The organism is Streptomyces sp. NPDC047886, from assembly GCF_043204435.1.
Lineage (GTDB): Bacteria > Actinomycetota > Actinomycetes > Streptomycetales > Streptomycetaceae > Streptomyces.
In genome coordinates, this window is record NZ_JBIDCF010000002.1 from 1003577 (window position 1) to 1016788 (window position 13212).

10 protein-coding genes are annotated in these 13212 nt (G+C 71.6%); 3 read left to right on the forward strand and 7 right to left on the reverse strand.

Annotated features, from left to right (window positions below):
• Positions 1-76 precede the first annotated feature (76 nt).
• Both ACGF5U_RS10200 and ACGF5U_RS10205 read right to left on the reverse strand, forming a co-directional pair.
• Complete coding sequence (locus tag ACGF5U_RS10200) at positions 77-2659, reverse strand: protein kinase (protein WP_392711999.1); 2583 nt, start codon at positions 2657-2659, stop codon at positions 77-79.
• Between the two features lie 147 nt (positions 2660-2806).
• Positions 2807-4513 (reverse strand): glycerol-3-phosphate dehydrogenase/oxidase, encoded by a 1707-nt coding sequence (locus ACGF5U_RS10205; protein WP_392711997.1) that lies wholly within the window; start codon positions 4511-4513, stop codon positions 2807-2809.
• A 222-nt stretch (positions 4514-4735) separates the two neighbouring features.
• Here ACGF5U_RS10205 and ACGF5U_RS10210 point away from each other — a divergent pair, with 222 nt between their 5' ends.
• Positions 4736-5977 (forward strand): nucleotide sugar dehydrogenase, encoded by a 1242-nt coding sequence (locus ACGF5U_RS10210; protein WP_392711995.1) that lies wholly within the window; start codon positions 4736-4738, stop codon positions 5975-5977.
• A 141-nt stretch (positions 5978-6118) separates the two neighbouring features.
• On the forward strand, positions 6119-6643 hold the full coding sequence (locus ACGF5U_RS10215) for a hypothetical protein (RefSeq protein ID WP_392711994.1): 525 nt from the start codon (positions 6119-6121) through the stop codon (positions 6641-6643).
• Between the two features lie 273 nt (positions 6644-6916).
• Here ACGF5U_RS10215 and ACGF5U_RS10220 read toward each other — a convergent pair whose 3' ends face one another.
• The 4 genes from ACGF5U_RS10220 to ACGF5U_RS10235 form a co-directional block, all read right to left on the reverse strand.
• The gene (locus tag ACGF5U_RS10220; RefSeq protein ID WP_392711992.1) at positions 6917-8041 is read right to left on the reverse strand and encodes a GuaB3 family IMP dehydrogenase-related protein; all 1125 of its coding nucleotides are present in this window, start codon (positions 8039-8041) and stop codon (positions 6917-6919) included.
• A 136-nt stretch (positions 8042-8177) separates the two neighbouring features.
• On the reverse strand, positions 8178-9683 hold the full coding sequence (gene guaB / locus ACGF5U_RS10225; RefSeq protein WP_392711990.1) for an IMP dehydrogenase: 1506 nt from the start codon (positions 9681-9683) through the stop codon (positions 8178-8180).
• A 244-nt stretch (positions 9684-9927) separates the two neighbouring features.
• Positions 9928-10530 carry a sigma-70 family RNA polymerase sigma factor gene (locus ACGF5U_RS10230; RefSeq protein WP_392711988.1) on the reverse strand — a complete coding sequence of 201 codons (603 nt, stop codon included), beginning with the start codon at positions 10528-10530 and terminating at the stop codon, positions 9928-9930.
• Positions 10531-10763: 233 nt separating this feature from the next.
• Positions 10764-11375, reverse strand: a complete 612-nt coding sequence (locus ACGF5U_RS10235; RefSeq protein WP_003948568.1) for a response regulator transcription factor — start codon at positions 11373-11375, stop codon at positions 10764-10766.
• Positions 11376-11734: 359 nt separating this feature from the next.
• Between ACGF5U_RS10235 and ACGF5U_RS10240 the strand changes: the two genes are divergently transcribed.
• The gene (locus tag ACGF5U_RS10240; protein WP_392711986.1) at positions 11735-12055 is read left to right on the forward strand and encodes a WhiB family transcriptional regulator; all 321 of its coding nucleotides are present in this window, start codon (positions 11735-11737) and stop codon (positions 12053-12055) included.
• Positions 12056-12216: 161 nt separating this feature from the next.
• Here ACGF5U_RS10240 and ACGF5U_RS10245 read toward each other — a convergent pair whose 3' ends face one another.
• Positions 12217-13131 (reverse strand): LysR family transcriptional regulator, encoded by a 915-nt coding sequence (locus ACGF5U_RS10245; RefSeq protein ID WP_392711984.1) that lies wholly within the window; start codon positions 13129-13131, stop codon positions 12217-12219.
• Positions 13132-13212: the final 81 nt, after the last annotated feature.

The following is a 13212-nucleotide window of genomic DNA, read 5'->3' on the forward strand; positions in this document are numbered from 1 at the left end:
CCGGTCGGTTCGTGTGCAGTTACGCGCGCGATTCAGCCGCGCGCGGTCCCCCAGGTCTCACGATACGTCCCCGTGGTCAGTCCTTGGGGCTGAATGTCGCGAACGCCGTCTCCCGCAAGGTCTTGCACTCGGCGCCGTTCCACTCCGCGGACCTGCACGTGATCATGATCGCGTAGCCGTGCTTGGCGTCGACCTTGAACCCCCTGTTGAGCACCCATACCCGTTCGCCGCCCTGATTGCGCTCGAACTGCCAATCGGCCACGGTCGGATAGCCGTTGTAGGCCACGGGCTTGATGCCGTGGTGCTTGTAGCCGTTGCTGCTCGCGGCGACGGCGCCCATGGCGGCGGTCCACGCGGCGGCCGCGTCCTGGCCGGGGCTGCCGGTGAAGTCGACCTGTATGCGCGGGAATCCGCCGTCGGCGCTGAATATCCCGCCGGAGTTGTTGCCCGCTATGCCGGTCATACGGAAATCCGACGGCATGGCCATGGAGAAGCGGAACTGCTTGTTGGTGATCATCTTGTACCCGGCGGGCAGCATCGGCCCGCCGCTGGGCGTCACGGAGGGGGTCGCACCGGCGCCGCCCTGCTGTCCGCCCTGCTGACCCTCGGTGCTGGTGCCGGGCTTGGTGCCGTCCTGCTCCGTGCCCTTGTCGCCGTCCGGTCGGCCGTCGTTGCCACCGGTCTTCCCCGCGGTGCCGCCGTCGCCGTCGGAACCGGCGGTCGCCCCGGTCGAGGCCGCCTGGTCGCCGGTGCCCGCGCCCTTGGCTCCCGGGTCGTCGTCCCCGCCGAGCGCGAACGCGAGCACGGTGGCCAGCACCGCGAGTACGGCGACGACCGCGATGGTCACCAGCGTGCGGCGCGGCACCACGTCCGTGAGCGGCGCCCGCACGGGCGCGGGCGGGCCGGGACGCTCCGGTCGCGTGGCGGTCGCCGCGGCCGCGTTCCGTACGGAGCGCAGCGCACCGCGCATCCGGTCGGCGGCCACGTCACGCTCCGGCGGCCGGGGCGGGAGCGGCACGACCCGCGTGGCCTCGGGAGACGGCTCCGGCGCCGGAGGGACGACCGGCTTGTCCGGCGCGTCGATGACGGCGGTGAGCAGCGCGCGTGCGCCCGCGTCGTCGAGCCGCTGCGCCGGGTCCTTGGCGAGCAGGCCGTAGATGACCTCCTCCAGCGGTCCCGCGTTCTTCGGCGGGTCGAGCTGCTCGGTCATCACCGCGGTCAGTGTCGCGATCGCGGAACCCTTGTCGTAGGGCGGGACGCCCTCCACGCACGCGTAGAGCAGGCCGCCCAGCGACCACATGTCGGCCGCCGGGCCGGGCTTGTGGCCCCGGGCCCGCTCGGGCGAGATGTAGGAGGGCGCGCCGACGAGCATGCCGGTGGAGGTGATGGACGGGTCGCCCTCGACCTGCGCGATGCCGAAGTCGGTGAGGACGACCCGGCCGTCCTCGGCGATCAGTACGTTGGACGGCTTCACATCGCGGTGCAGGATGCCCTCGCGGTGGGCCGAGCGGAGGACGTCCAGGATCGCGAGCCCCACCTCGGCGGCGCGCCGGGGTGTGAGGGTGCCGTCCTCGCGCACGGCGTCCGCGAGGGACTTGCCCTCGATGAGCTCCATGACGATCCAGGGCCGGTCGTCCTCGTGCACGACGTCGTAGACGGTCACCGCGCCGTTGTTGCGGATCCGGGCGATCGCCTTGGCCTCGCGCAGGGTTCGCGTGACCAGCCGGCGCTTCTCGTCCTCGTCGATGCTGCCGGGGAAGCGCAGCTCCTTGACGGCGACGGTACGGCCGAGCGTCTCGTCCACAGCACGCCAGACGGTTCCCATTCCGCCGCGTCCGAGCACGCCGCCGAGCCGGTACCGCCCGGCGAGCAGCCGCCCCTCCGCCGTCGGCGCGGCACCGGCGCCAGCCCTGCGCCCCGACGGTCCCGCCGCCTGCGCGGCCGCCGCCTGCGGCGCCCTGTCCGGCGGGGTCTTGTCCTGAGGCGTCTTGTCCTGAGGCGTTTTGGCCAGGGATGCTTTGGCCTGGGGGGCGTTGGCTCGGGGGGCCTCCTGAGCGGCCTCCGCCTGGGCAGCGTCCCGCGCGGGCACGCCCTGAGCGGCCTTGGTCAGCGGCGCCCGGCCCTGCGGGGTATCGACCTCGGCGGCCTCGGCCTCGGGGACGCCGGCGTCGGAAGCCTTGTTCTCGCCGGCTCCGCCCTCGGGGGTCTTGTCTCGAGGTGCCTTGTCGGGGGTCCCGTCCCGGGGGGAATCCTGCGACGGCGTGCCCTGACCGGCAGTCGCCCGAGGCGTCTTGTCCCCGGGCGCAGCCGCCTCGGGTGTCCGGTCCCCGGCCTTCCCGGCCCCGGGCTTCCCGTCCTGGGCCTTCCCGGCCCCGGGCTTGTCGTCCCCGGGCTCCGTGGGACGCTCGGGCTCCGCCTGCTCCGTGGGCTTCCTGTCCTCGGGCACGTCGGTCGCGGCGGTCTCGCCGCCGTCCTCGCCCGCGTCCACACCCGACCGGGCGGCCGGAACCGTGTTCCGTGCGGCCGCCTCGTCACCGGACTCCATGGCCACGCCGTCATCGGTCGCCGCACCCGGCTCGACGCCCGGCCCGGCTTCCGACTCGGCGGCGCCGCGCCGAGGTTCCCGCGCCGCGTTCCGCGCCTGCTCCGCTCCCGACATGCGTCCCCTCTGCGATCCTGTTCCTCGCCCGCGCCTGCCGCTTCCGCGCGATGCGGTAACCCGCCCTGGAAGAGCCTTCATTGTCCCTCACTCCAGGACCAGCGGTACTCCCGGGTCCGCACTGGTGCGCCGAAGGGCCCCCGCGGCTCAGAGCGGAACGATGTCAGGCGCGCCCAGACGGGCCGCGTCGGCCGTCAGGTCGTCGGGCTGGCGCTGCGACTCCCGCTCCGCCTCCACACGCTTCTCGTAGTGCTCCACCTCCCGTTCGATCTGCCTGTTGTCCCAGCCCAGCACCGGTGCCATGAGTTCCGCGCACTCACGGGCGCTGCGGGTGCCGCGGTCGAACGTCTCGATGGAGATACGGGTCCGCCGGGTCAGGACGTCGTCCAGATGCCGCGCGCCCTCGTGCGACGCGGCGTACACGATTTCGGCTCGAAGGTAGTCCTCGGCACCGCCCAGGGGTTCACCGAGGCCCGGCTCGGCGGCGATCAGCTCCAGCACCTCCTCCACCAGCGACCCGTACCGGTTCAACAGGTGCTCCACGCGTACCACGTGAAGCCCCGTCCGCGCCGCGATGCGGGCCCTGGCGTTCCACAGCGCCCGGTATCCCTCGGCGCCGACCAGCGGCACCTCCTCCGTGACACACGCCGCCACGCGCGTGTCGAGGCCGTGCACCGCCTCGTCGACGGCGTCCTTGGCCATCACCCGGTACGTCGTGTACTTGCCGCCCGCGACGACGACCAGGCCGGGGACCGGGTGGGCGACCGTGTGCTCCCGTGACAGCTTGCTGGTCGCGTCGGACTCACCGGCCAGCAGGGGGCGCAGCCCGGCGTAGACGCCCTGCACGTCGTCCCGGGTGAGCGGGGTCGCGAGGACGCTGTTCACATGTTCCAGGAGGTAGTCGATGTCGGCGCTCGACGCCGCCGGATGGGCCTTGTCGAGGTCCCAGTCCGTGTCCGTGGTGCCGACGATCCAGTGGCGGCCCCACGGGATGACGAACAGCACGGACTTCTCGGTGCGCAGGATCAGCCCGGTGCTCGAATGGATCCGGTCCTTGGGTACGACCAGATGGATGCCCTTCGAGGCGCGGACGTGGAACTGGCCGCGCTCGCCGATGAGCGCCTGGGTGTCGTCCGTCCACACACCGGTCGCGTTGACGACCTGTTTGGCCCGGACCTCGTACTCGCCGCCGGCTTCCACGTCCCGCACGCGCGCGCCGACGACGCGTTCGCCCTCGCGGAGGAAGCCGATGACGCGCGCCCGGCTGGCGGCGTGGGCGCCGTACGCGGCGGCTGTCCGTACGAGCGTCGTCACATAGCGGGCGTCGTCCATCTTCGCGTCGTAGTACTGCAACGCGCCGACCAGCGCCTCCTTCCGCAGCGCGGGCGCCACCCGCAGCGCCTGCCGCCGTGTCAGATGCCGGTGCAGGGGGAGGCCGCGGCCGTGCCCGGACGACACGGACATCGCGTCGTACAGCGCGACGCCCGAGCCCGCGTAGAACCTCTCCCAGCCCTTGTGCCGCAGTGGATAGAGGAAGGGCACCGGCTTGACGAGGTGCGGCGCCAGCCGCTCCAGCAGCAGTCCGCGCTCCTTCAGTGCCTCCCGTACGAGCGCGAAGTCCAGCATCTCCAGGTACCGCAGGCCGCCGTGGATCAGCTTGCTCGACCGGCTGGACGTGCCCGACGCCCAGTCACGCGCCTCCACCAGTCCGGTGGCCAGGCCGCGGGTCGCCGCGTCGAGTGCGGTGCCCGCGCCCACGACGCCGGCGCCGACCACCAGTACGTCGAGCTCGCGCTCGGCCATGGCGGCCAGCGCCTCCGCGCGCTCCGTGGGTCCCAGTGTCGCTGTCCTCACCGCTGCCTCCCGTCGTCCCCCCGTGTGGTCGGGCTCACAGCTTCGATTCTGTCCCGGCACTCCGACTTCAGCCACCGCCTGTGGACAACACTCGGACGCCCATCGCCGCGCAATGCAACATAACGGTCATATTTACGCCTAGTCTGACATTGCACCCGCTTGTTCCGTCCACAGGACTTGCGGCCCTCGTCCGCTCCGGCTACTGGGAAGGACGGCCCACCCATGCCCGCAGACCTCGCCGTCATCGGCCTCGGCCACCACGGACTGCCCCTCGCCCAGGCCGCCACAGCCGCCGGCATCGCCACCATCGGCTACGACATCGACCCCCGCCCCGTAGCGGAGCTCGCCGCAGGACGCACCCCCGTCGACGGCTCCCTCACCGCGTCGGAGATCCGCCGGATGCTCTCGGGGGGCTTCCGGCCCACCACCGACCCGGCCGAACTCGGGCGCGTCCGCACCGCCGTCATCTGCGTACCGACCCCACTCGGGGTGGATCGCGGCATCGACCTCGGCGCCGTCTCCGACGCGGCCCGCGCCCTGGCCGCGCGGCTGCGCCCGCACACCACCGTGCTGCTGGAATCACCGGTACGGCCCGGCACCACCGAGGAGTTCCTGCGCCCGATCCTCGAAGAGGGCTCGGGGCTGCGGGCCGGCCGCGACTTCCACCTGGCCTACTCCCCCGGGCGTCTCGACCCCGGCAACCGCGTCCACGGCTACACCCACATCCCCAAGGTCATCGGCGGCCTCACCCCGGCCTGCACCGAATCCGCCGCCGCCTTCTACAGCCGCCTCACCGAGAAGGTGGTACGCGCGCGCGGCCCCCGCGAGGCGGAGACGGTGAAGCTGCTGGAGACCAACTTCCGGCACGTCAACATCGCCCTGGTCAACGAGATGGCGGTGCTCTGCCATGAGCTCGGCGTCGACCTCTGGGACGTCATCCGGTGCGCCGAGACCAAACCGTTCGGGTTCCAGGCGTTCCGCCCCGGCCCCGGCGTCGGCGGCCACGGCACGCCCGTCGACACCATCGGCGCCCACCACCCGCTCCGGCTGGTCGAACTGGCGAGCCAGGTCAACGAACGCATGCCCCGCTATGTCGTCCAGCGCTGCGCCACCCTCCTCAACGAGCACGGCAAGTCCGCGCGCGGCGCCCGCGTCCTGCTGCTCGGCGTCACCTACAAGCCGGACCTCGCCGACCAGGAAGGGTCTCCCGCGCCGGAGATCGCCCGCCATCTGATGGACCTGGGCGCCGCGGTCAGCTATCACGACCCGTACGTGCCCGACTGGCGCGTACGCGACGTCCCCGTGCCCCGCGCGGACTCCCTCTACGAGGCGGCCGCCGGGGCCGACCTGACGATCCTTCTCCAGCACCACCGCACGTACGACCTCCAAGGGCTCTCCGTGAAGGCGCAGCTGCTGCTGGACACGCGCGGAGCCACCCCGGCGGGGGCCGCCCAACGCCTTTGACCGGTTCCGCCCTTGCGGCCCCTGGAATCACGGGGCCTGTTGTCGGACCCTCCTGCTAGTGTCCGGGGCTGATTCGCACAGCAGTGCGTCAACGCACAGCTGTGCGTGGGGCGCGCCCAGGCATCCAGGGGGAATCCCAGCATGAGCCAGTCCGTTCCGCCGCCCTCCGGCAACCCGTTCGCCGGCGGCCCCGGCGTCGAGCCCACCGCGCCGTACCCCGCGCAGCCGGCCGCCCCGGCGCGGAGCAACGTCACGCTCGGCATCGTGGTCGGTGTCGTCGCGATGGTCGTCGGCGCCCTCGTCTACGGCGGCATCATGCGCGCCTTCGGCAAGGAGAACGGCGAGTACACCGAGATCGGCTACGCCGCTCTGGGCGTCGGCGCCCTCGTCGGCTTCGCCGTCGGCAAGGTCGGCGGCGCCAATCCGCTGCTGCCGGTCATCAGCGCGCCGCTCGCGCTCGCCGGTGTCTTCGCCGGTCAGCTGTTCGGCTTCGCGCTGCTGATCAGCTGGTGGTCCGGCGGCGAGCTCTCCGCCGTCACGATCCTCACGGAGAACCTGGGCGACCTGATCGACGGCTGGAAGGAAGAGGCCGACGTGATGACGTGGCTCTTCCTGGCGATCGGCGGCATCACCGCCTTCTCGGCCGCGAAGAAGTCCGCGCGCTGACGGAAGCACCACACCTACGTACGTACGAAGCACACGGGCAGTGCAGGCCGCCACCCGTACACGGGGCGGCCACCGGCCCCTGTGCCGCGCGCACGCGCGCGTACGTCCGCCACAGGGCCGAACACGCCGGACACGCCGGACACGCCGCATGGCCGGATAGCCGGATAGCCGGATACACCGAGGGCCCGCACCGAATCCGGTACGGGCCCTCGCCGCTGTCGGCCGCGCGTCAGGCGGCTCCGCCGGTGTACATCCGGCGCTGTGCCGTGTACGTCAGCGGCTGTGCTGCGCGTCCGCGACGGTGACCTCGACGCGCTGGAACTCCTTGAGCTCGCTGTAGCCCGTGGTCGCCATGGCCCGGCGCAGGGCGCCGAAGAAGTTCATCGACCCGTCCGGGGTGTGCGAGGGCCCCGTGAGGACCTCCTCGGTCGTACCGACGATGCCGAGGTCGACGAGCTTGCCGCGCGGCACGTCCTCGTGGACGGCCTCCATGCCCCAGTGGTGGCCCTTGCCCGGCGCGTCGGTCGCCCGCGCCAGGGGCGAGCCGATCATGACCGAGTCGGCACCGCACGCGATGGCCTTCGGCAGGTCGCCCGACCAGCCGACCCCGCCGTCCGCGATGACGTGCACGTACCGGCCGCCGGACTCGTCCATGTAGTCCCGGCGAGCGGCCGCGACGTCCGCCACGGCAGTGGCCATCGGCACCTGGATGCCCAGCACGTTACGGGTGGTGTGGGCGGCGCCGCCGCCGAAACCGACGAGCACACCCGCCGCGCCCGTCCGCATCAGGTGCAGGGCCGCGGTGTAGGTGGCGCAGCCGCCGACGATGACGGGCACGTCCAGCTCGTAGATGAACTGCTTCAGGTTCAGCGGCTCGGCCGCGCCGGAGACGTGCTCGGCGGAGACGGTCGTGCCACGGATCACGAAGATGTCGACACCGGCGTCCACGACGGCCTTGGAGAACTGGGCCGTGCGCTGCGGCGAGAGCGCGGCGGCGGTGACCACACCCGAGTCGCGCACCTCCTTGATCCGCTGCCCGATCAGCTCTTCCTTGATCGGCGCGGCGTAGATCTCCTGGAGGCGGCGGGTCGCGGTGGCCTCGTCCAGCTCGGTGATCTCGTCGAGGAGCGGCTGCGGGTCCTCGTACCGGGTCCACAGACCCTCGAGGTTCAGCACACCGAGACCGCCGAGCTGCCCGATGCGGATGGCCGTCTGCGGGGAGACGACGGAGTCCATGGGGGCGGCCAGGAAGGGCAGCTCGAAGCGGTAGGCGTCGATCTGCCAGGCGATCGAGACCTCCTTCGGGTCCCGGGTGCGCCGGCTCGGTACGACGGCGATGTCGTCGAACGCGTACGCCCTGCGGCCGCGCTTGCCGCGCCCGATCTCGATCTCAGTCACGATGTGTGGCCTTTCCCTCTACGTCTGCGCCTACCAGTATCGCCGACACACGCGGGAGGGGCGGCCCGGGCGGTCCCGGGCCGCCCCTCCCGGGCGTGATCACGGTGTGGTGGTGCGGCGGTCGCGGTTGCGGTGACTAGCGCCGGCTGCTGTAGTTCGGTGCCTCGACGGTCATCTGGATGTCGTGCGGGTGGCTCTCCTTGAGACCCGCCGACGTGATCCGTACGAACCGGCCGCGGTCCTGGAGCTCCGGGACGGTCCGGCCACCGACGTAGAACATCGACTGGCGCAGGCCGCCGACCAGCTGGTGGACGACCGCGGAGAGCGGGCCGCGGTAGGGCACCTGGCCCTCGATGCCCTCGGGGACCAGCTTCTCGTCGGAGGCGACGCCCTCCTGGAAGTACCGGTCCTTGGAGAAGGAGCGCTGGTCGCCACGGGACTGCATGGCGCCCAGGGAGCCCATGCCCCGGTACGACTTGAACTGCTTGCCGTTGATGAACATCAGCTCGCCCGGCGACTCCTCGCAGCCCGCGAGCAGCGAGCCCAGCATCACCGTGTCGGCGCCCGCGACGAGGGCCTTGGCGATGTCGCCCGAGTACTGCAGGCCGCCGTCGCCGATGACCGGGACGCCGGCCTCCTTGGCGGCGAGGGACGCCTCGTAGATGGCCGTGACCTGCGGTACGCCGATGCCGGCGACGACGCGCGTGGTGCAGATGGAGCCGGGGCCGACACCGACCTTGATGCCGTCGACGCCCGCGTCGACCAGCGCCTTGGCGCCGTCGCGGGTGGCGACGTTGCCGCCGATGACGTCGACCGACGCGTTCGACTTGATCTTCGCGACCATGTCGCCGACCAGCCGGGAGTGTCCGTGCGCCGTGTCCACGACGATGAAGTCGACGCCCACCTCGATCAGGGCCTGGGCACGCTCGTAGGCGTCGCCCGCGACGCCGACGGCGGCACCGACGATCAGCCGGCCTTCCCTGTCCTTCGCGGCGTTCGGGTACTGCTCCGCCTTGACGAAGTCCTTGACGGTGATCAGGCCCTTGAGGATGCCGTCGTCGTCGACCAGCGGCAGCTTCTCGATCTTGTGGCGGCGCAGCAGCTCCATGGCGTCCACGCCCGAGATGCCGACCTTGCCGGTGACCAGCGGCATCGGGGTCATGACGTCGCGCACCTGCTGGCTGCGGTCGGTCTCGAAGGCCATGTCGCGGTTGGTGACGATGCCGAGCAGCTTGCCCGCGGGGTCGGTCACCGGGACGCCGCTGATGCGGAACTTGGCACAGATCGCGTCGGCCTCGGCCAGCGTCGCGTCCGGGTGGACCGTGATCGGGTCGGTGACCATGCCGGACTCGGACCGCTTCACCAGGTCGACCTGGTTGGCCTGGTCGGCGATGGAGAGGTTGCGGTGGAGGACACCGGCACCACCCTGCCGGGCCATGGCGATGGCCATGCGGGACTCGGTGACCTTGTCCATCGCGGCCGAGAGCAACGGGATGTTGAGCCGGACGTTCTTGGACAGGTGCGAAGAGGTGTCGATCTGGTCGGGGGCCATGTCGGACGCGCCCGGCAGCAGCAGCACGTCGTCGTAGGTCAGCCCGAGTGTCGCGAATTTCTCGGGCACTCCGTCGACGTTGGCAGTCATGACACCTTCCCCATATGGCCTTGATCGGTGCGGATGTCCATGCTAACGGCCAGCGGGCGCGTCTCATTCCACGAACAAGATCACCCGAAAGCTTTGTACGTTCACACGTATGACTTCCGCCATACGGGGGTTCGACCGGCGCGGCACCGTCATCGCGGCTCGTGCGACACGGGTGTCACCGCTCGTGCGGCACCGGCAACGCCGTTCGTGCGGCTCTGGCGCCACTGTTCGTGCGGCGCCGGCATCACTGTTCGGCGAGCGCCCGCAGGCGGCTGAGCGCCCGGTGCTGGGCCACCCGGACCGCACCGGGGGACATGCCGAGCATCTGCCCGGTCTCCTCGGCGGTCAGCCCGACGGCGACCCGCAGGACGAGCAGTTCGCGCTGGTTCTCGGGAAGGTTGGCGAGCAGCCGTTTCGCCCACTCCGCGTCGTCGCTGAGCAGCGCGCGCTCCTCGGGTCCGAGCGAGTCGTCGGGGCGCTCGGGCATCTCGTCGGAGGGCACGGCCGTGGACCCGGGGTGCCGCATGGCGGCTCGCTGGAGGTCGGCGACCTTGTGCCCGGCGATGGCGAACACGAACGCCTCGAAGGGTCGGCCCGTGTCCCGGTAGCGCGGCAGGGCCATCAGTACGGCGACGCAGACCTCCTGTGCGAGGTCCTCCACGAAGTGACGCGCGTCGCCGGGCAGTCGGTTCAGCCGCGTACGGCAGTACCGCAGGGCGAGCGGGTGGACATGGGCCAGCAGGTCGTGCGTGGCCTGTTCGTCGCCCTCGACCGCGCGGTGGACGAGTGCGCCGATCGCTCCGGCCCCGGAGGGCGTGGCGGAAGCAGCCGTCTCGTCGTCACGCATCGGTCCATGGTGCCCTGATCTCTGCCGGTCCGTGGCACCGCGTCCGTAGTTGTGCACCGAAGCGTTATGAGCAGGTGCGCCGGAACTCATCTCCTGCGCCCTCCCCTCCCGCTCGATCGACTCGTCCCCGAGGAACTCCACCCCTCAAGGATGCGGCATCGAGCCGGAAACCGGCATCGGGCCTCCGCCGCCCCGTCCGCCGCGCGGCGGACGGGGATCCGACCGGTCACTTCCTAGCGCACCAGGCCCCAGCGGAAACCGAGCGCGACCGCGTGCGCCCGGTCCGAGGCGCCCAGCTTCTTGAACAGCCGCCTGGCATGCGTCTTGACCGTGTCCTCGGAGAGGAAGAGCTCACGCCCGATCTCGGCGTTGGAGCGGCCGTGACTCATGCCTTCGAGGACCTGGATCTCCCGCGCCGTGAGCGTGGGCGCGGCGCCCATCTCGGCAGAGCGGAGCCGACGGGGGGCGAGGCGCCAGGTCGGGTCGGCGAGGGCCTGCGTGACGGTGGCCCGCAGCTCCGCGCGCGAGGCGTCCTTGTGCAGGTACCCACGCGCGCCGGCGGCGACGGCGAGCGCGACCCCGTCCAGATCCTCGGCGACGGTGAGCATGATGATGCGGGCGCCGGGGTCCGCGGAGAGCAGTCGGCGGACGGTCTCCACGCCACCCAGTCCGGGCATGCGTACGTCCATCAGAATCAGGTCCGAGCGGTCTGCGCCCCAGCGGCGGAGGACCTCCTCGCCGTTGGCCGCGGTCGTCACGCGCTCGACGCCGGGCACAGTGGCGACGGCGCGGCGGAGCGCTTCTCGGGCAAGCGGGGAGTCGTCGCAGACGAGGACGGATGTCATGGCCGTCCTCCGCAGCTGATGCGCGTCACCTTGAGCCTCCAGGCTGGTTACGAATCGTCACCTGTGCGGTAGACACCCTCGGACACTTGCCCGAGGGCTAGTTGCGTCAACCGCTCCGCACTCTCAACGACGGTCACCCGAAAGAGTTACGGGTGCGGCCACGCCCTCCGACACTCTACGTGAGGGAGTGCATACGGAGAAGAACGCCGCAGGTCACCGCCACCTCACTCCCAGCTATGCCCCATTTAGCGCCTTTTCCTTCCCTTTGCTGGTGTCTATGGCTAGATTCGCAATGAGTCATATTTACATCTACTGCGACAAGTAGTCCGCTCAGTACCGGTTTCAAGGGGACATGCGCTATGGCAGATTTCTCCCGCCTTCCCGGACCCAACGCCGACCTGTGGGACTGGCAGCTCCTCGCGGCCTGCCGCGGGGTCGACAGTTCGCTCTTCTTCCACCCCGAGGGAGAGCGCGGCGCGGCACGGAGTGCGCGCGAGAACTCGGCGAAAGAGGTCTGCATGCGGTGCCCGGTCCGCGCGGAGTGCGCGGCCCACGCACTAGCCGTGCGGGAGCCCTACGGCGTATGGGGCGGCCTCACCGAGGACGAGCGCGAGGAGCTCATGGGACGAGCGCGCAACCGACTGATCACTACATCTCCCGCACACGCGGGGCGCCCCTGACGGGCCATCAGACGTGAAGTAACGTTTCCGCACTCGAGGGTGTGCGGGGCGAGGGGCGGCCTGTGCCCGGCAGGCCGCCCCTCCGTACGCTCCGCCCCTCCGGACGGTCAGGGCATCGTGCGCACGGGCTGCCGGTGCGACCGAGGGGCGGCTCGGGCGGTTCAGGCCTGGGCCGCCGCGTGCGCCAGCTGGTCCAGGGTGGCCGCGACCGCCGGGACCATCGCCAGGTCCGGCAGCGTCAGCGCCACGATCTCGCGCTCCACCACGGGTTCCAACGTCACCGTACGCACCCCCCTGGGCCGTACGGATTCGATGGCCAGACCGGGCAGCACGGCGACGCCGAGGCCCGCGCCGACCAGGCCCACCACCGCCGGGTAGTCGTCCGTCGCGAAGTCGATGCGGGGCGTGAACCCGGCGCTCTCGCACACGTCCACAAGCTGGCGGCGGCAGCGCGGGCACCCCGCGATCCACGGCTCGCCCGCGAGTTCGCCGATCGCGAGGGCGTCCGCGTCCGCGAGGCCGTGGGCCTCGGGAACCAGGGCGACGAGCCGGTCGGTGAGCAGCGGACGCACCACCAGGTCGTCCCACTCGGCGGCGGCAGCGCCCCCGTCCTTGGCGGCCCCGCCGTACCGGAAGGCGAGCGCCACGTCGCAGTCGCCGTCACGGAGCATCTCCACGGAACGGGGAGGCTCGGCCTCGACCAGCGACACCCGCGTCCCGGGGTGCGCCGCGCGCAGGGCGGCGAGCGCGGTGGGGACGAGGGTGGAGCTGCCGCTCGGGAACGACACCAGCCGGACGCGCCCGGCCCGCAGGCCCGCGATAGCGGCGATCTCCTCCTCGGCGGCGGTGAGCCCGGCGAGGATGCCGGCGGCGTGCCGGACCAGGGCCTCGCCCGCCTGTGTCAGCCGCATCTCCCGGCCGGTACGGATCAGCAGCGGCGTGCCTGCGGACGATTCCAGCGCCTTCATCTGCTGGCTCACCGCGGGCTGGGTGCAGCCCAGCTCACGGGCTGCGGCGGAAAAGGAACCGGTGGCGGCCACGGCGCGCAGGACGCGGAGGTGGCGGGCTTCGATCACCTTCTGAATATAAGGGTCCCTTGGATGTGGCGCGAAATAACCGATGGCTGACTTTGAGGCAGCCCGGTTACCGTGCGGCCA

What these genes read in the sequence shown, in the direction of transcription:
- ACGF5U_RS10200 (WP_392711999.1), bottom strand. Translation starts at nt 2,659, where the DNA reads ATGTCGGGAGCGGAGCAGGCGCGGAACGCGGCGCGGGAACCTCGGCGC.
- ACGF5U_RS10210 (WP_392711995.1), top strand. Translation starts at nt 4,736, where the DNA reads ATGCCCGCAGACCTCGCCGTCATCGGCCTCGGCCACCACGGACTGCCC.
- ACGF5U_RS10215 (WP_392711994.1), top strand. Translation starts at nt 6,119, where the DNA reads ATGAGCCAGTCCGTTCCGCCGCCCTCCGGCAACCCGTTCGCCGGCGGC.
- guaB (WP_392711990.1), bottom strand. Translation starts at nt 9,683, where the DNA reads ATGACTGCCAACGTCGACGGAGTGCCCGAGAAATTCGCGACACTCGGG.
- ACGF5U_RS10230 (WP_392711988.1), bottom strand. Translation starts at nt 10,530, where the DNA reads ATGCGTGACGACGAGACGGCTGCTTCCGCCACGCCCTCCGGGGCCGGA.
- ACGF5U_RS10235 (WP_003948568.1), bottom strand. Translation starts at nt 11,375, where the DNA reads ATGACATCCGTCCTCGTCTGCGACGACTCCCCGCTTGCCCGAGAAGCG.
- ACGF5U_RS10240 (WP_392711986.1), top strand. Translation starts at nt 11,735, where the DNA reads ATGGCAGATTTCTCCCGCCTTCCCGGACCCAACGCCGACCTGTGGGAC.